Origin of the sequence: Marinobacter sp. G11, from assembly GCF_021282325.1 — a bacterium.
Lineage (GTDB): Bacteria > Pseudomonadota > Gammaproteobacteria > Pseudomonadales > Oleiphilaceae > Marinobacter > Marinobacter vinifirmus.
Window position 1 is genome coordinate 41471 of sequence record NZ_JAJSPB010000001.1, and the last position, 16018, is coordinate 57488.

Here is a 16018-nt window from a genome sequence, read left to right on the forward strand (position 1 = left end):
GTACCGCCGGCTGCCCTGACACTCGTTAATACACCCAGGAAACGGTCAGGCTGGCATTGGCCGGCTCACCGTAGAAACCCTGGGCCGAGGCACCAAATTTCTTCAGGCTCTCGATGTACTTCTCCTCGGTAACGTTGTTTACGTTCAGGGTTGCATTCCAGTCTCGGGCGAAATCATAGCTTGCCATCAGATCCAGCACCGCATAGCTCCCCTGTTCTGTGACGATGGTCTCACCAGCATTCGGGCCGGTGGTAGCAACACCCTGTTCCTGGGTAATCTCAGACTGCCAGCGTACCTTGCCACCAAGCTTGAACCCTTCGACCCCAGGCACCTTCCAGGTAGCACGTAACTGGGCTAGATGCTCCGGCACGAAGGACTTGGCCCCTTTACCATCCTTGCCCTCAATATCCACATAGGTATAACCGGCGAAAAGCTGGATTCGGTCGGTGAGATCACCCACTATTTCGGCCTCCACACCCCGGCTGGTCAACCCATCCACAGCGGTGTAGTAAGAATCATTGGTCCCGGGTAACACTCCTGCTGCCTCAGCTACGTTCTTCTGCTCAGTCTGGAACAAAGCAATAGTGGTGTTCACACGGTCGTTCTGAAACTCACTTTTCAGGCCCAGCTCATAGTTGACCCCGTCAATGGGATCCAGTCGATCGCGATTGATGTCCACCTCAGTCTGCGGAGTGAAAATCTCGGTATAGCTGGCGTAGACCGAATGATCATCGTTGATGTCGTAGATCAGGCCCGCATACGGCGTTTCTACCGCATCGTAGCTGCTTTCCTTGGTTGCACCGTAGCTCTCCCCCTTGTTATCCAGCCAGGTCAGACGGAGCCCTGTGATTGCTGTGAGTTGATCAGTCAGCGTCCAGCGAGCGGCAGCATAGGTAGACGTTTCACGGTCAGTCCAGTCAGAGCCGCCAACACCATTATCGAAAGCGGGCTTGGGATAGTTGCCATCCCACTCATTCAGCGGTGGCAATGGATCCCCGATGCCGCGGCCATAGCGGGACTCGTCTACCGTCTCCGAGCGAGACCAGGATGCTCCCAACACCAGCTCATGGGTGCGGTTAGCCAGCTGGAACGGACCGGTGGCGTATGCATCTACTACCCACTGCGCCACATCCAGGTCGTATTGGCTCGGATAGGATTTAAGCCCCTCACCCGTTTGGCGATCAGGCGTACCGTATTGGTAAAAGAGTTCGGACTCGCTTTCATTCTCCAGCCGGAACACCGTGCCTGTCGCTCTCCAGCCACCGGCGAGCTCCTGGCGCAATTCAACAAAGCTGTTGTGCTGGGTGTTGTCCCAGTAGGACCAGTCGGAAGCCGTGCTGGTTGAACGCGCAAAATCTGTCGCTGAGCCATCGGAGTAGAACAGAGGCAGCGCACCCCACAACGGGCTGTCCGTATCAGACGTCTGAATGGCGTGGCCAAGAGTCAGCAACGTGGTATCGGTCAGGCCTGCTTCCAGCACCCCGTAGAACATCTGCTTTTCGTTGTTATACCGGTCCAGGTAGGAGCCTTTGTCCTCATAACCGGCCACCACACGGCCGCGCACCGCACCGGATTCAGACACGGCACCGGAAACATCACCGACAATCCGTTTTTTGTCCCAGGAACCACCAGTCACCGCAACCGAGGCATTGGTGTCTGCGGTTGGGCGCTTGCGGATGAAGTTGACGGTGGCGGCCGGGCTGCCGGAACCGGTCATCAAACCGTTGGCGCCCCGAACCACTTCCACGCGATCAAAGAAGGCGGTATCCAGCTCGCCCTGCACGTTGTCGTATACCGCTGGCATGCCAACACCGTCGTACTGGAAGTTGTTGATGTCGAAACCGCGTGAGGTGTAGTAAGTGCGGTCCGTTTCCACCGACTCGACGGTGACACCGGTGGTGCCTTCGAGAACGTCATTGATGTCGTTCTGGGCGAAATCGTCCATCTGTTCCCGGGTGATCACGGTAACAGCCTGCGGAGTTTCGCGGTGGGTCAACTCCATTCTGGTAGAAGACGTTGTTGTGCCGCTGATGTAACTGCCCGTCGACTCGGAAGTAACCTGGCTCCGGGGCGCTGTCACGTCTAATGCATCCAATGCCGTGGGTTCGTTCTCCTGCGCGGCGGCCATGCCGGACAAGCTGGTGCACACAATAGCGGTGATCAGGGCCTTGCGGCGAAAACGGGGTTCCGGATTTCGGTACATCAAACGACTCCGTAGTTTAACGAATCAAGAGTGGGAGGATTAAAGGTCAAAACCTGACACAATTATATTAATGCGAATCATTATGATTTGAAATAGCTGGTAGATTATTTTTACAAACCCCGGAGAGCTTAGGTTCAGAAGAAACGGCATCCAGGTACTATGGTTAAAGCCAGAGCATCGACTGGAAGCACACACCAGGAGGTTTTTATGTTCCTTCACCAACCGCTGGCACTGGCTTTGGGAGTCTTTATCGCCGCAACCCAGGCCACCGCGGATCAGACCTTTGATTCCGATAATGGGCGTGTTCAGCTGGAAACCGCTGCCGAGGGACTCGAACACCCCTGGAGCCTCGCGTTCCTGCCAGACGGCTCGCAACTGGTCACCGAAAGGGCCGGCCGGCTTCGGGTGATTCGCGACGGGGAGCTGCACAAGGAGCCGGTTACCGGTGTGCCGGATTTAGTAGTTGCCGGCCAGGGCGGCCTGCTGGATGTATTGCTGCATCCGGAGTTTGAAGATAACCAGACGCTGTTTCTCAGCTATGCCCACAGAAATCGTGAGGGCATGACCACCCGGGTAGCCCGGGCCAGGTTTGACGGCAAGGCGTTGAGTGATGCGGAGGTAATTTTCGAAGCATCGCCGCGAGGCAACACCACCCGGCATTTTGCCGGGCGCATGGTGCTTGGCCAGGATAGCCATCTATACATTTCTGTTGGTGACCGCGGCGAGATGGAGCGGGCCCAGGACACCCGGGACGACGCCGGTGGCGTGCACCGCATCACCATTAACGGAGAACCCGCACCTGACAATCCCTTCCTCAGCAATTCGGACATCAACGACACCTTCTTCACCTACGGCAACCGCAACATTCAGGGCATGACCCTGCACCCGGACACCGGTGAGGTCTGGAGCCACGAACACGGCCCCCGGGGTGGCGATGAAATCAATATCATCAGGGCTGGCAACGATTACGGCTGGCCGAAGGTGACCTACGGCATTGATTACTCAGGCGTTCCGATTTCCAGCAGAACCACCATGGAGGGCGCGGCCGATCCCCTGCACTACTGGGATCCTTCCATCGCGCCATCGGGCATGGCGTTCTATACCGGAGAGCTGTTTCCCCAGTGGCAAGGTGATGTGTTTGTTGGTGCGCTGAAAATGCGCAAACTGGTGCGCCTGAGTTTTGATGGCGAGAAGGTTACCGAAGAGGAAGATTTACTGACCGAGCTGGGAGAGCGCATCCGGGATGTACGAATGGGGCCAGACGGCGCCCTCTGGTTACTGACAGATTCACCAAGGGGCAAGGTTTACCGAATGGTTCCGGCGAAATAGACGGTCAGTGCGGATCGTTGGTTCTTTCGGTTTTCTCGAACTGCGGAAGATCATCGGTAATATCGAACCAGTCAGACTTCGTACCCACGTAGACATGCTGGGCCGCTTTCTTGCCGACCGGTTCATCGAGCACGCCGATGCGCAAACGCAGAATACCGGGAATGGCGTCTACCCGGCTGTATAACTGGCTGCCGCAGCAGCTGCAGAAGGCCCGGTACTTGCCTGGACGAGACTCGAATTCGGTCACCTTGTCTTCGCCCCGGGTAAAGTGAAAACGCACCTTCTGAACCGGAGCACTGGCCGAGAAGGCACTGCCGTGGGCTCGGCGACACTGGCTGCAATGGCACAACGCGATGGGGCCAAGCGGGCCACCGTATTCAAACTTGATCTCGCCACACAAACACTGGCCCGTATACATCGCACTCTCCCGGAATCGGCTGTCAGGTTACCGGCGCCGATGATACCTGCTCCAGGCACGATTGCCATACCCGGAGCAGCCTGCGCGTCACATGGCGTATTCTTTTTCCAGGTAGGCCAGGATACGGGCAGATTCAAACAGCTTCTGGCCGGTGTTGGGGTCTTCCAGGTACGGCACCTGTACCCGACCGTGCGCCTGAAAGAACGCATCACGCTTGCCGCCAGCCTCGGGCTCATAGGGGCCGGGCTTGATGCGCTGAACGGCCGGGCCGATTTCGGTCCAATGCTCTTTGCCCAGGTTATGCAGAGTGTAGGGAATTTCGAATTCGCACAGGCGTTCTCGAACCAAACGGGAGAACGGGCTGCCCTCAAAACTCCACAAATGCAGCGTCTGGGCCGGGCGTTTGGCAGGCCTCGCCCGCATGCCCCTCAACTCACTGGCGGCAGAGCCAGCCGCGCCAAGGGCGGTTTGCCAGGATTTGCCTTTGTAATAACCCGGCACAGGACGATTGGCGTACTGACGGAACAGGTACTCCACAATCGCGTCTGACTCATACAGGGTTTCACCGGTGTTCTGGTCCACCAGCAACGGAAACTGCTTTTTGCCGCCAACGGCCTCGGCTTCCGCCCGGAAAATCCGGCCGCCTTTCGGGCACGGGCGAATCTCTGCATCCAGGTGCAGGGCAGTCAACGCTTCCCTCACCTTGCGGCAGAACGGGCAGGCTTCAATATCAAAGAGAATCAGCGGCTTTTCCGGTTGCGGCACGGCCTTGACCACAAGACACCCGCGCCAGGCCGAAAACGAAGACGTGGCCACAGACTCCAGCACGTTAACCTGATGCTTGAGGGCTCGAAACATGGATGTTTCCCTTTGTTGTTGAGTATTTCAGGCATTGTCCCACATATTTTGCACTCACCATTGGCTGCAGGGCCACAAACCCGGGGTCACAGTAACTCACTGATTCACAAAGCCCAGCGGAAAATTGAAACAAAACTTCAATAGAAACAACGTGGCTACTGTCATTTTTTAACGTCATGTATCACTTTTTTGCATAGTACAAACCCGTAAGATGGGCTATGGTAGGAAAAGAAGCTAACAAGGGACTCAGGCCATGCGACTGCAAGGTTCAAGGGTGAGTGCATGCTCACTCTGGAGATTTTCAAAACCCAGCCGTCTGTTGATTGCTGCGGCTACGGCCTTCTCACTCAGCGCGCCGGCACTGGCCCAGAGCCAGGAGGATGCGGCCAGAAGCTTCTCCAGTTCCGGGCTGTGGGCTTCCGAGATCCGTGACTACGCCTCCAAATCCCTGAACAACGAGCAAGGCCTGAGCGTTGCCGCCGTGCCCCTGAACGGCCCGGGCATCGACCAGTATGTAAACGCTGACCAGCTGATGAACCCCGGCTCCATCATGAAGCTGGTAACCACCTACGCCGCCCTGGAACTGCTTGGCCCCAATCACCACTGGAATACCGATTTTCTGACCGATGGCCAGATGGTGGGCGATACCCTGGAAGGTAACCTTTATGTGCGCTTCGGCGGCGACCCGAAGCTGACCCTGGAGCGGCTGTGGGGCACACTCAGGGAACTCAAAGACATGGGAATAAACCGCATCAGCGGCGACCTGGTGCTGGACGGCAGTTATTTTCAGGTTGATGGCGGCTTCCCGCATTTTGAAGATAATGGCAACAACCCGTACGCGCCTTTCCTGGTGGAGCCTTCGGCCTACCTCACCAACCTGAACCTGCTGCATTTCCAGGTACGGGCAGACGAGCGTGGCACTCAGGCCTGGACCACCCCCAACCTTGGCGAAGTCACCATCGACAACCGGGTAACCGCCGTGCCGGAAGGCCCCTGCCCATCCCGTCGGGACTTCAAATGGCAACCGGTGTTTCATGACGACCAGCGGGTGACCGTGCAGGTGACCGGCGAGCTGCCTCAGGGTTGCCGCACCACTACCTATATGTCACTGCTACCCCACGATCACTACGCGGCCTCGACCATTCGCACGGTACTGTCAGAAATGGGCATTATCGTGAGCGGCGGCGACCGTTTTGAACACACGCCGGAAGACCTGCGGCTGGTCATGCGAACCACCTCGCCCGACCTGGTAACCATGGTGCGGGACATCAACAAGTGGAGCAGCAACGTAATGGCCCGGCAGATGCTTCTGGCCATTGGCGCAGAAGTGCGGCAAGACTCGGACAACGATGACCGGGTAGCCGGTATCCGGGCCATTTATGACTGGCTCGAGCAGAAAGGCATCAACACCGCTGGCATGGTGATCGACAACGGCTCCGGCCTGACCCGCCATGGCCGCATCACCGCCCGGCAGGGTGCCCGAATTCTGCAGCATGCCTGGGAAAGCCGGTATGCCTCTGACCTGATGGCCTCGCTACCGATCATTGCCATGGACGGAACCATGGCCAGGCGGTTACGCAACACGGGGATGGATGGTGAAGGGCGCATCAAAACCGGTACCCTGGCAGACGTACGTTCCATTGCAGGCTTTGCCCGCGATGAAAACAACACCACCTGGGCAATCGTTGGTATGGTCAATAATTCCCCGGCCTGGAACGGCCGAGCCGTACTCGACCGGGTTCTGCACTCCCTGCACTACCGGCCGCCTACCGGTACCGCCGTGTCCCGGGCAGATTCCGCCAGTACCTCGATTCAATAGGCCCGAAAATTATTTCGGGCCTGATAGCCTCGCAACGGTGGCATCGGCCATCTTGCCCGCCAGCGGCGCAATAAAAATCACCAACGGAAAGGCGATCGCCCAGGCCACCAGCCAGGCGCCGATCCACCGGGACAAGAACCCGTCCGACATCCCTGTGTTGATCAGGGTGATAATGCCGGAGATCATCAGCGACATGATGCAGGACATATAAAGCGAGAAGATAAACTGGCGCGCACGGGCTACAGTAAACTTTGACATTCCAACTCCAGGATTCCATCGGGTCTGCCGGCATCTGTTCCGCCGGCGATGGCGTATTGTATAGGTAAGGCTTGCATCTTAGTAAGCATGCAACATTTTTCCATACGGCTTATTACCGAGAGACTTTCATGATGGATCATCGAAGGCTCAGCAAACGCCCTGGCTTCCTCGGCCTCGCAGTCCTGATGCTGATACTTGCCGGGTGCAGCTCAACCAAACTGGCCTACCGTTATGCCGACTGGGGTGTGGTCTGGTGGGTGGAAGACTACGTCGACCTGACCGGTGAACAAAAAGCCACCCTGAACCGGGACCTTGATGCCCTGCGCCAGTGGCACTGCTCCGCGGAGCTTCCCCGCTATACCCTCTGGCTGGATGAACTGGAAGCCGACCTGGCCCGCGGCACGCCCGATGTCGATACTATTCACTACCACCGCCAGCAGCTCACTGCCTTTATCCCGGACTTGCTCGACCGGGCCGTGCCGGTCGCAGTCAACCTGCTGAAAACCCTGTCAGATGACCAGGTTCAGGAGCTGGCCCGGAACATGGCCCGTGATCAGCGGGAACTGGAAGACGAAATGCTGGCTGGCACCGAGCAGGAAACAGCCAGGGCCCGGGCGGAAAGAACCAGCGAGCGGCTGGAACGCTGGCTGGGTTCACTGAATTCGCAGCAGCAGGCGTTGGTTGAGGCCTGGTCTGCCGACCGGGGCCGGCAAACCGAAATCTGGCTGCAAGGTCGGGAGAACTGGCAAAAAGCCCTTCTGGCCACGCTGGAAACCCGGAACCAACCCGGCTTCAGTGCCAATATCCGGGAGCTGGTGGTGAACTCGGAGACAGCCCGGGGGCCTGAGTACCAGGCAATGCTGGATGAGAGCCAGCAAGCCATGGCAGAGCTGATGCATAACCTGCTGCAGGCAGGCAGCAGCCGGCACCAGGAACATCTGCTGGCCAAGGCCGGCGAATTGAACGGCGACTTCACCACCCTCACTTGTAGCTGAATTTTCATTCAGCCAAACAAAAAGCCCGGATGATTTTCCGTCATCCGGGCTTTTTGTTTGGCTACGCTGCAATCGTTAAACGGTCAGGTAACCACCGTCCGCGTTAATGCAGGCGCCGGTGGTGTAACTGGACGCATTGGACACCAGGTACAGCACAGTGCCGGCCATTTCGTCCGGATCCGCCACACGCTTCATTGGAATGTGGGCCATGGCCTGTTTCTTGATGGCCTCGTTGGTGGTCAACGCGCTGGCGAACTTGGTGTCGGTCAGGCCCGGCAGCAGGGCATTCACCCGCACATTCTGCTGGCCTAGTTCCATGGCGAAGGACTTGGTCATGGAAATCACCGCCGCCTTGGTTACCGAGTAGATGCCCTGGAAGTGGCCGGGATTCACACCGTTAACCGACGCCACGTTCACAATAGAACCGCCTCCGTTCTTCTTCATCATCTGAGCGCCACGGGCACACATGAAGAAGTAGCCGCGGATGTTCACGTCTACGGTTTTGTTGAAGGCACCTAAATCGGTATCTTCCACCGGCCCAAAGTACGGGTTAGCGGCAGCGTTGTTGACCAGGATATCCAGCTTGCCGTGCTCTTTGGCAATGTGTTCCCACACCGCTTCAATCTGGTCCATCTCACCAATGTGGCAAGCGAAGGCTTCGGCGCTGCCGCCATCTTCCCGGATGCTGCTGGCCACGGCTTCGCAACCGTCAATCTTGCGGCTGCTGACAATCACATGGGCGCCGTAATGAGCCAGGGTGCGGGCAATGCTCTCGCCAATGCCGCGGCTGGCACCGGTTACCAGGGCGACTTTGCCGCTCAGATCAAACAGGTTCAGGTTGCTCATGGGGTTCCCTCTTGGTTTTCGGGTAAAGAATTATCGGAATGTCACCAGGGAAGGGTTCTCCGCTTCCAGGTGGCTATAGTTGTTGAAAACGGCCAGGCTGCGCCGGGGACCGGAATACAGGATGCGGGACACGCTGGTATTGGCGATCACGTTGTTCATCTCCAGCGCCTTGCGGTCTGAGAGCTCCAGCAGATGCTGGGCAATCACTGCAATGGGGCCGCCGGAGGTGGACACGATCACATCAGCGCCGCCCGCCAGCTCGATCAACTCATCCAGCGCTGCACCGACCCGCTGCCGGAAACCGATCCAGGTTTCGGCGTATTCGTGGTCGTACTCGCCACTGACCCAGCGGGCCACGGCTTTCTCGAACGCTTGCTGGAACGCTTTGGCTGGCTTGGGAAAGCTGGCCAGGTCCCGCGCCATTACCTGTTTATCCGCCCACTCCGGGCGCAGGCGTTCCACCACTTGCAGGTGATCGAATTCGTTCAGGCCTTCCAGCACCTGCATGCCGGGCAAGGCGGAGCCATAGCCGGTGGCGATGGCCTCTACGGTTTCGCGATGGCGCTGCAGGTTGCCGCCAAAGATGGCGCCGGGCTCCACCTTGTCCGCCAGCCAGCGGCCCAGGATCTTGCCCTGCTCCCAGCCGCGGGGAGACAACTGATCGTAGTTTTCCTTGCCAAAACTGGCCTGGCCATGGCGTACCAGATAGATGGTGGCCATTACAGGGTGCTCTCGCGGATCAGCCGCTGGCAGCGCTTTTCCAGGTAGTTGGCGGCATGGCCAAAGGCGGCAAAGCGCTTGTCCTTGGTCTGGCCGTGGTAGAAGCGGTAATAAATTTGTTGGATGATCACCGCCAACCGGAACAGGCCATAGATTTCATAAAAATCGAACTTTTCGGCACGAAATCCGGACTTCTCCATGTAGTAGTCCACCACTTCCTTCCGGGTCAGCATGCCAGGGCGGTGGGTGGGCTGGCGCCGAAGCATCTGGAACGGGCCTTCATCGTCCGCTTCAATCCAGTAGGCCAGGCTGTTGCCCAGATCCATCAGAGGATCGCCGATGGTGGCCATTTCCCAGTCCAGCACGCCGATCACTTCAAACGGGTTGTCCGGGTTAAGCACCACGTTGTCGAAACGGTAGTCGTTGTGGATCACCACCTGGGCAATGTCGTCCGGCATCTTGTTATTGAGCCAGGCCATCACTTCTTCAAAGTCACCCACGTCTTCCGTACGAGCCTTCCGGAACCGATCGCTCCAGCCGCCAATCTGCCGCTGCACGTAACCGGCGCCCTTACCCAGCTTGTCCAGGCCTGCGGCCCTGGCATCCACGGTATGCAGGTCTACCAGCTTGTCGATCACGTTCAGGCACAGCTTGCGGGTGTCTTCAGCGCTCAGCTCGAAATCCTTGGGGAAATCCTGGCGCAGAATGATGCCCTTGAGCCGTTCCATCACGTAGAAGTCACAGCCCAGAACGCTGTGATCGTCGCAGATGGCGACAATATTGGGCACGTAGGGATACGCCGGCTTCAAGGCCTCCATCACGCGAGCTTCCCGCAGCATGTCGTGGGCAGACTTGGCAATCTTGCCGAACGGCGGCCGGCGCAGCACGTAGGACTGGTCGCCGTAATCCACCTGATAGGTCAGGTTGGACGCACCGCCCGGGTACTGCTTGATGCTCGGCTGGCCTTCCAGGCCCGGAATCGCCTGCTTCATGAACCGGTCGACGGCGCTGATATCCAGCTCTTCGCCTTCGCGGATGTCTACGGCCTGGTCGATCTGTGTCATTCATTCTCTCCTGTGATGTATTCAGGCGTTCGCCTTGCCACCCATCTTGCTCATCCAGCGCTTGGTTTCCTGGTGCATCAGCCAGTCAAACGCCCAGGGCGCATGGCGCTTGAGCACCCACATACGGCGCTCCTTGGCGTGGGGCAGCACCCAGAAATCCTTGTCTTTCACACTGCGGAAAATATCCTCGGCCACGTCTTCGGCGGTAATGCTGGAGCGCTTCATCAGCTTGTTCACGTTCTGCTGGATACCGGGAATGTCCGAACGCATGGTGCTGGTCAAGTTGGTCTGGAAGAACGCCGGGCATACGCAGCTGACGTGAATACCGGCATCCCGCAGCTCCTGGCTGAGAGTTTCAGACAGAGCAATGACTCCGGCCTTGGAGACATTGTAGCTGTCCATCAAGGGGGCAAGCATGAGTCCGGCCATGGAGGCTACGTTCACAAACGCGCCGGAGCCTTGTTCCTTGAACAGCGGGGTGAAGGCTTTGCAGCCACGCACTACGCCCAGTACGTTGATGTCGAGGATCCATTCCCAGTCTGCCATGGTGGTGTCTTCAATGGAGCCTGCGGAGGCAACGCCGGCGTTGTTGACGACAACGTCCACACCACCCCATTTCTGTACCAGGTCATCACGGACTTTCTCGAAGTCGCTCAGGCGGCGTACATCACACTCAACAAAGTAGCCTTCGCCACCCGCGTTGTTCAGCTCCGCCTCAACGGCCACGCCCTGTTCCGGGTTAATGTCCCCGATGCAGACTTTCGCGCCTTCTTTGGCGTACCGCAATGCAATCGCCCGGCCCAGGCCACTGGCCCCGCCGGTTATGAATACTCTCTGTGTCATGTTCGTGCTCACCGTTTCTACGTTTGAGTTCGTTTTGTATTTTGGTGTTCGCGTTCTTTATGCTTATGAGAAAGAGTTGGTGCCAGAGAGCCCTTTCCAAAAACCGCTACAAGCACCCGCAAGCGGGTCCAGCCAGCAATCACAGATTGCTGTCGTTCGGCTGCGCATGAAGCTTCGCTTCATAAACGCTTGCCTCACCCATCTGCGCTTCTCTCCGGCCATCCATGGCCTCCGAAATTTTTGGAAAGGGCCCTCTGGCACCAACTCCCATACTCTCCAGTATGCTGTTCAAAAGAAGAAAATTCTTTGGCGCACCGCTCGGTAACCCATTCGAGATCCACCTTGGCAAAACCACCAGCATTTGTTCAGGGAAGTCCCTCCCAAAAGTTGGATGTGGCCGTTGGGGTGGCGCTTCTGAAAATTTGTGGAGCCATGGATGGCGGAACACAAGCGCCACATGGACGTGCCGAAGGAGCGCTTTTCAGAAGCGCCACCCCAACGGCCACCCACTCCGAGCCAAGAGGCCAGAAGAGCCAAAGCACCCAAGCCCAAAATCAGGACTTATACTTCCGAAGCTCCAGGCGAGCCACCATGGCTCGATGCACTTCGTCGGGACCATCGGCCAATCTCAGAACCCGAGCGTAACCGAACAACGCCGTCAGCGGGAAATCGTCGTCGCTGACACCGGCACCGCCGTGAATCTGAATCGCATCGTCCACAATCTGCTGCAGCATCTTCGGCACCACTGCCTTGATCATGGAGACTTCCTGCAAGGCGCCCATGATGCCCTTGGTGTCCAGCGCCCAGGCGCATTTCAGGGTTAGGAGCCGAGCTTGTTCGATGTTCATTCGGGCATTGGCGATGATGTCCGGGTTGCCGCCTAGTTTGGCGATCGGGCGGCCGAAGGCTTCGCGGGTCATGGCGCGTTTGATCATGATCTCCAGAGTGCGTTCAGCAGCGCCGATGGCGCGCATGCAGTGGTGTACGCGGCCCGGGCCAAGGCGGCCCTGGGCGATTTCGAAGCCGCGGCCGGGGCCGGCGATGATGGCGCTTTTGGGCAGGCGTACGTTGTCGAACAGTACCTGGCCGTGGCCATAGGGCTCGTCGTAGGCACCGAAGACCGGCAGCATGCGCTCAACGGTGATGCCCGGGGTGTCGAGCGGCACCAGCACCATGGAGTGACGGCGATGTTTCTGGGCGTCCGGGTCGGTTACGCCCATGAAGATGCCAACTTTGCAGTCAGGGTGGCCGATGCCGGTGCTCCACCATTTGCGGCCGTTGAGCACGACTTCGTCGCCTTCAACGGTGGCGGTGGCTTCCATGTTGGTGGCGTCGGAGGAGGCCACGGCCGGTTCGGTCATGCAGAAGGCGGAGCGGATTTCGCCGCTCAGCAGTTTCGGCAGCCACTCGGCTTTCTGTTCTTCAGAGCCGTAGTGGATCAGCACTTCCATGTTGCCGGTATCCGGCGCGTTGCAGTTGAAGATTTCCGGGGCGATGAAGCTGCGGCCGGTTTCTTCGGCAATCAGGGCGTAGTCGGAGTTCAGCAGGCCGCAGCCGTATTTGTCGTCCGGGAAGAACATGTTCCACAGGCCCTGGGCCTTGGCCTTTTCTTTCAGCTCCTTGATGACTGGCAGCACCACCCAGCGGTTGTCCAGGGAGGCAAGCTCCTTGTGGTACTGCTCTTCGATGGGATAGATCTCGTCGCGCATGAATTTTTTCACGCGGTTGAGGTAATCCTGGCCTTTCTCGGAAATGTTGAAATCCATGGTGCAGCTCCTCGCGCTTGCCTGCCCCGTTGGGGGCGCACTTTCAGTCAGATGGCGAACAGTCTAGGAGCCCATGTGCTATTACGCGACTGAATTGTTCTTATCATTTATCATTAGCACCACTAATTCAGATAACGGATTCCCACATGGCCCTGAATCGACTGGACCTGAACCTGCTGCACGTTTTCGACACCATCTACCGGGAAGGCAGCCTGACCCGTGCCGCCAAGGCCCTGCACCTGACCCAGCCCGCCATCAGCCATTCCCTGGCCCGGTTGCGGGATCACTTCAACGATCCGCTGTTTACCCGCCAGGGTAACCAGATGGTGCCCACGCCGCTGGCTCGGAGGTTTCTGGAGTCTATGCGCCCGGGGCTGAACCAGGTCCAGAGTGCGGTGAACCAGTTCCACGCCTTTGACCCGGCCACACAGCGTAAAACCTACTCGCTCGGTTTGCGGGATGTGCTGGAGTCCACCTTCCTGCCCCAGCTTATGAACCGGCTGGAGCCTTATCCGGAAATGGAAATCGTCAGCCAGCGGGTGGCCCGGCGGGATATGGAAACCCAGCTGGCCGCCGGCAAGCTGGACTTTGCCATTGATGTGCTGCTGCCGGTGAGCAATCACACCAGCCATGAATTACTGCGGCAGGACCGGCTGGTGGTGCTGGCCCGTGGAGGGCACCCGGTGGTGAAAGGCGGGCTGGATATGGACAGCTATCTGGCGGCGAAACACGTGCTGGTGTCGTCCCGAACCGAGGGGCCGGGCATTGAGGATTTCGAGCTGTCTCGCCGTGGCGTTCGCCGCAATATCCGCCTGCGGTGCCAGCATTACTATGCCGCCTGCCGGGTGGTGGAAAATTCAGACCTGCTGCTGACCATGCCGGAAACCTACGCCCGGATTATCGCCGAGCGTTCCGATATTCAGGTGATGAGCCCGCCGGCACAGCTGCCGTCGTTAGACGTGCACCTGTACTGGCACAAGGCCTATGAAGGCGAACCGGCGCTGGTGTGGTTCCGGGACCTGCTGCGGAGCCTGTCGGGGAATCAGTAAGCCCCCACCAGCATCAGGAAACCGAAGAAGCCGGTGGCGGTAATGCCCAGCGACACCGCCACAATCCCGAATCCCCACCAGATGGCGGCGCCATCGGAAATGTTCACACCGTGGCCCCGCAGAGTGCGATAGAAAGCCCAAGGGCCCAGTACAAAGGCACCTACCACGGCAAACACTAGCCCGATGGCAATACCGGCAAAGGTCCAGGTGGCCAGCACCATGGCCCGGTCAGAGGTCTGGTCGGTTACACCGTGGTGCTCCAGGAACTTCTTGCAGAAGAACCACACCAGGGCAAACAGTGCGGCCACAAACACCAGGCCGCCAATCAGGGTAATTATCCGATACAGCACGTGGGCATCCTGTTAAAACATGATCAATCGGGGAACACCGGCTCCGGCAGGCACTCGAATCCGGGCCGGGCGAACAGATAGCCCTGATACAGCACAATGCCCTGAGATCGCAGCCAGTAATACTCTTCGGGAACTTCCACCCCCTCAGCCACAATCCGGCTGAGTAAGCCGTTCCAGAAATCAATTACCTGCCACTATAGCCAGCAAGTCTGCAGGGGTAAAACAGCAAATCCGGAAACGGGGCGTTGCCACTGGCATCTGGCCTGTCGGGAACTACACTGACGGTGTTGCATCACACCCTACAGCAAAGCATGAAGGAGATTCGGGAATGGCCCAGACCGCTCGCATCGCCGTCACCCCCGGTGACGGCATTGGCCCGGAAGTGGTGGCTGAAGCCGTCCGCTGCCTGGAAACCCTGCGTGCAAAGCACGACCTGGCCCTGGAGTGGACACGGTTTCCCTGGCCCTCACACGCCTGGCATGAGGAATACGGCGAAAGCTGGCCGAAGGATGCCCTGCAGCAACTGAAAGCCTGTGACGCCATTCTGCTGGGCGCACTGGGCGACCCCGGGCCGGTCGATGACACCAACCGTTACCTGCTATCAGACAGCGTTTCCCTTGCGCCCTTGCTGGAGATGCGCAAAGGCTTTGACCAGTGGGTGTGCGAACGCCCGGCCCGGTTATTGCCCGGCGCCCGCCAGTACCTGAAAGATGATCGAGCCCGGGACATCGACATGCTGGTGATCCGCGAAAACAGCGAGGGCGAGTATGTCAGCCAGGGTGGCCGCCTGCGCCAGGGCACGCCGGATGAAGTGGCGACCCAGATGGAAGTTTTCACCCGCCGGGCCACCGAGCGGATTATCCGCTACGGTTTCGAGCAGGCCCGCCAGCGCGCCGCCGAGCGCGTTCAGGACGGCCGCACCCGCAGCTTCCACCGGTGCGACGGTTCCACCTGTGAAAGCCAGGTGTGCCTGATAACCAAGCGCAATGCCCTGCGTTACTGGGGCGACATGTACACCGAGGTGTTCGAGGACATCGCCCGGGAATACCCGGATGTGGCCACCCACCACGAGCTGGTGGATGCCGCCTGCATGAAGTTTGTATCCAGCCCCTGGGCCTTTGACGTGGTGGTGGCCAGCAACCTGCAGGGCGACATCCTGACTGACCTGGCCGCAGTGATCTCCGGCGGCATGGGAGTGGCCCCCTCCTGCAACCTGAACCCCACAGACCCGGACATGCCGTCGATGTTCGAGCCTACCCACGGCAGCGCTCCGGATATCGCCGGCCAGGGCATTGCCGACCCCACCGCCATGCTGTTCACCACCGCCCGCATGCTCGACTGGCTGGGCCGTAAAGACCCGACCCTGGCCCAGGCCGGCAAAGAACTGTTCGATGCGGTGGCGGCAGACCTGGCCGAACACGGCGGAGACCGGCGCGCCACCCGTGAAATCGGCGACGCTATTTGTAAACGGCTGGCCCCGTGACTAGGCTGCAATAGAGA

At 58.8% G+C, this 16018-nt stretch carries 16 protein-coding genes; 5 read left to right on the forward strand and 11 right to left on the reverse strand.

Annotated features, from left to right (window positions below; all coding sequences use genetic code 11):
• Positions 1 to 25 precede the first annotated feature (25 nt).
• Complete coding sequence (locus LWH94_RS00205) at positions 26 to 2203, reverse strand: TonB-dependent siderophore receptor (protein WP_232900698.1); 2178 nt, start codon at positions 2201 to 2203, stop codon at positions 26 to 28.
• A gap of 207 nt (positions 2204 to 2410) precedes the next feature.
• Here LWH94_RS00205 and LWH94_RS00210 point away from each other — a divergent pair, with 207 nt between their 5' ends.
• Positions 2411 to 3532, forward strand: a complete 1122-nt coding sequence (locus LWH94_RS00210; protein WP_232900700.1) for a PQQ-dependent sugar dehydrogenase — start codon at positions 2411 to 2413, stop codon at positions 3530 to 3532.
• Between the two features lie 4 nt (positions 3533 to 3536).
• On the opposite strand, the gene LWH94_RS00215 is transcribed toward LWH94_RS00210, so the two are convergent.
• Together LWH94_RS00215 and LWH94_RS00220 are read right to left on the reverse strand one after the other, a co-directional pair.
• Positions 3537 to 3950, reverse strand: a complete 414-nt coding sequence (locus tag LWH94_RS00215; protein ID WP_232900702.1) for a GFA family protein — start codon at positions 3948 to 3950, stop codon at positions 3537 to 3539.
• An 87-nt stretch (positions 3951 to 4037) separates the two neighbouring features.
• On the reverse strand, positions 4038 to 4808 hold the full coding sequence (locus tag LWH94_RS00220) for a glutathione S-transferase N-terminal domain-containing protein (protein WP_232900704.1): 771 nt from the start codon (positions 4806 to 4808) through the stop codon (positions 4038 to 4040).
• A gap of 253 nt (positions 4809 to 5061) precedes the next feature.
• Between LWH94_RS00220 and dacB the strand changes: the two genes are divergently transcribed.
• Complete coding sequence (dacB, locus tag LWH94_RS00225; protein ID WP_232900707.1) at positions 5062 to 6627, forward strand: D-alanyl-D-alanine carboxypeptidase/D-alanyl-D-alanine endopeptidase; 1566 nt, start codon at positions 5062 to 5064, stop codon at positions 6625 to 6627.
• Positions 6628 to 6636: 9 nt separating this feature from the next.
• Here dacB and LWH94_RS00230 read toward each other — a convergent pair whose 3' ends face one another.
• Positions 6637 to 6885, reverse strand: a complete 249-nt coding sequence (locus LWH94_RS00230) for a DUF2798 domain-containing protein (RefSeq protein WP_058340264.1) — start codon at positions 6883 to 6885, stop codon at positions 6637 to 6639.
• Positions 6886 to 7013: 128 nt separating this feature from the next.
• Here LWH94_RS00230 and LWH94_RS00235 point away from each other — a divergent pair, with 128 nt between their 5' ends.
• Complete coding sequence (locus LWH94_RS00235) at positions 7014 to 7880, forward strand: DUF6279 family lipoprotein (protein ID WP_232900709.1); 867 nt, start codon at positions 7014 to 7016, stop codon at positions 7878 to 7880.
• A gap of 75 nt (positions 7881 to 7955) precedes the next feature.
• On the opposite strand, the gene LWH94_RS00240 is transcribed toward LWH94_RS00235, so the two are convergent.
• From LWH94_RS00240 to LWH94_RS00260, 5 genes are all read right to left on the reverse strand, one after another.
• On the reverse strand, positions 7956 to 8726 hold the full coding sequence (locus LWH94_RS00240) for an SDR family oxidoreductase (protein WP_022988613.1): 771 nt from the start codon (positions 8724 to 8726) through the stop codon (positions 7956 to 7958).
• Positions 8727 to 8756: 30 nt separating this feature from the next.
• Entirely contained in the window at positions 8757 to 9446 is a 690-nt protein-coding gene (locus LWH94_RS00245; protein WP_022988612.1) for a histidine phosphatase family protein, read from the reverse strand.
• On the reverse strand, positions 9446 to 10510 hold the full coding sequence (locus tag LWH94_RS00250; protein WP_232900710.1) for a phosphotransferase family protein: 1065 nt from the start codon (positions 10508 to 10510) through the stop codon (positions 9446 to 9448). The genes LWH94_RS00245 and LWH94_RS00250 overlap by 1 nt, the downstream gene beginning before the upstream one ends.
• A 21-nt stretch (positions 10511 to 10531) precedes the next feature.
• Entirely contained in the window at positions 10532 to 11353 is an 822-nt protein-coding gene (locus LWH94_RS00255; RefSeq protein WP_232900711.1) for an SDR family oxidoreductase, read from the reverse strand.
• A 554-nt stretch (positions 11354 to 11907) separates the two neighbouring features.
• The gene (locus LWH94_RS00260) at positions 11908 to 13119 is read right to left on the reverse strand and encodes an acyl-CoA dehydrogenase family protein (RefSeq protein ID WP_232900713.1); all 1212 of its coding nucleotides are present in this window, start codon (positions 13117 to 13119) and stop codon (positions 11908 to 11910) included.
• Between the two features lie 146 nt (positions 13120 to 13265).
• Between LWH94_RS00260 and LWH94_RS00265 the strand changes: the two genes are divergently transcribed.
• Positions 13266 to 14168 (forward strand): LysR family transcriptional regulator, encoded by a 903-nt coding sequence (locus LWH94_RS00265; RefSeq protein WP_232900715.1) that lies wholly within the window; start codon positions 13266 to 13268, stop codon positions 14166 to 14168.
• On the opposite strand, the gene LWH94_RS00270 is transcribed toward LWH94_RS00265, so the two are convergent.
• Complete coding sequence (locus tag LWH94_RS00270; RefSeq protein WP_232900717.1) at positions 14162 to 14518, reverse strand: hypothetical protein; 357 nt, start codon at positions 14516 to 14518, stop codon at positions 14162 to 14164. The two genes, LWH94_RS00265 and LWH94_RS00270, sit on opposite strands and share 7 nt — an antisense overlap.
• Before the next feature lie 23 nt (positions 14519 to 14541).
• The gene (locus LWH94_RS00275) at positions 14542 to 14703 is read right to left on the reverse strand and encodes an EAL domain-containing protein (protein WP_227508232.1); all 162 of its coding nucleotides are present in this window, start codon (positions 14701 to 14703) and stop codon (positions 14542 to 14544) included.
• Between the two features lie 143 nt (positions 14704 to 14846).
• On the opposite strand from LWH94_RS00275, the gene LWH94_RS00280 reads away from it, so the two are divergent.
• A complete protein-coding gene (locus LWH94_RS00280) occupies positions 14847 to 16001 on the forward strand; it encodes an isocitrate/isopropylmalate dehydrogenase family protein (RefSeq protein ID WP_232900719.1) in 1155 nt (384 codons plus the stop codon).
• Positions 16002 to 16018 lie beyond the last annotated feature (17 nt).

What these genes read in the sequence shown, in the direction of transcription:
- LWH94_RS00240 (WP_022988613.1), bottom strand. Translation starts at nt 8,726, where the DNA reads ATGAGCAACCTGAACCTGTTTGATCTGAGCGGCAAAGTCGCCCTGGTA.
- LWH94_RS00220 (WP_232900704.1), bottom strand. Translation starts at nt 4,808, where the DNA reads ATGTTTCGAGCCCTCAAGCATCAGGTTAACGTGCTGGAGTCTGTGGCC.
- LWH94_RS00250 (WP_232900710.1), bottom strand. Translation starts at nt 10,510, where the DNA reads ATGACACAGATCGACCAGGCCGTAGACATCCGCGAAGGCGAAGAGCTG.
- LWH94_RS00255 (WP_232900711.1), bottom strand. Translation starts at nt 11,353, where the DNA reads ATGACACAGAGAGTATTCATAACCGGCGGGGCCAGTGGCCTGGGCCGG.
- LWH94_RS00230 (WP_058340264.1), bottom strand. Translation starts at nt 6,885, where the DNA reads ATGTCAAAGTTTACTGTAGCCCGTGCGCGCCAGTTTATCTTCTCGCTT.
- LWH94_RS00280 (WP_232900719.1), top strand. Translation starts at nt 14,847, where the DNA reads ATGGCCCAGACCGCTCGCATCGCCGTCACCCCCGGTGACGGCATTGGC.
- LWH94_RS00245 (WP_022988612.1), bottom strand. Translation starts at nt 9,446, where the DNA reads ATGGCCACCATCTATCTGGTACGCCATGGCCAGGCCAGTTTTGGCAAG.
- LWH94_RS00260 (WP_232900713.1), bottom strand. Translation starts at nt 13,119, where the DNA reads ATGGATTTCAACATTTCCGAGAAAGGCCAGGATTACCTCAACCGCGTG.
- LWH94_RS00205 (WP_232900698.1), bottom strand. Translation starts at nt 2,203, where the DNA reads ATGTACCGAAATCCGGAACCCCGTTTTCGCCGCAAGGCCCTGATCACC.
- dacB (WP_232900707.1), top strand. Translation starts at nt 5,062, where the DNA reads ATGCGACTGCAAGGTTCAAGGGTGAGTGCATGCTCACTCTGGAGATTT.
- LWH94_RS00210 (WP_232900700.1), top strand. Translation starts at nt 2,411, where the DNA reads ATGTTCCTTCACCAACCGCTGGCACTGGCTTTGGGAGTCTTTATCGCC.
- LWH94_RS00235 (WP_232900709.1), top strand. Translation starts at nt 7,014, where the DNA reads ATGATGGATCATCGAAGGCTCAGCAAACGCCCTGGCTTCCTCGGCCTC.
- LWH94_RS00215 (WP_232900702.1), bottom strand. Translation starts at nt 3,950, where the DNA reads ATGTATACGGGCCAGTGTTTGTGTGGCGAGATCAAGTTTGAATACGGT.
- LWH94_RS00265 (WP_232900715.1), top strand. Translation starts at nt 13,266, where the DNA reads ATGGCCCTGAATCGACTGGACCTGAACCTGCTGCACGTTTTCGACACC.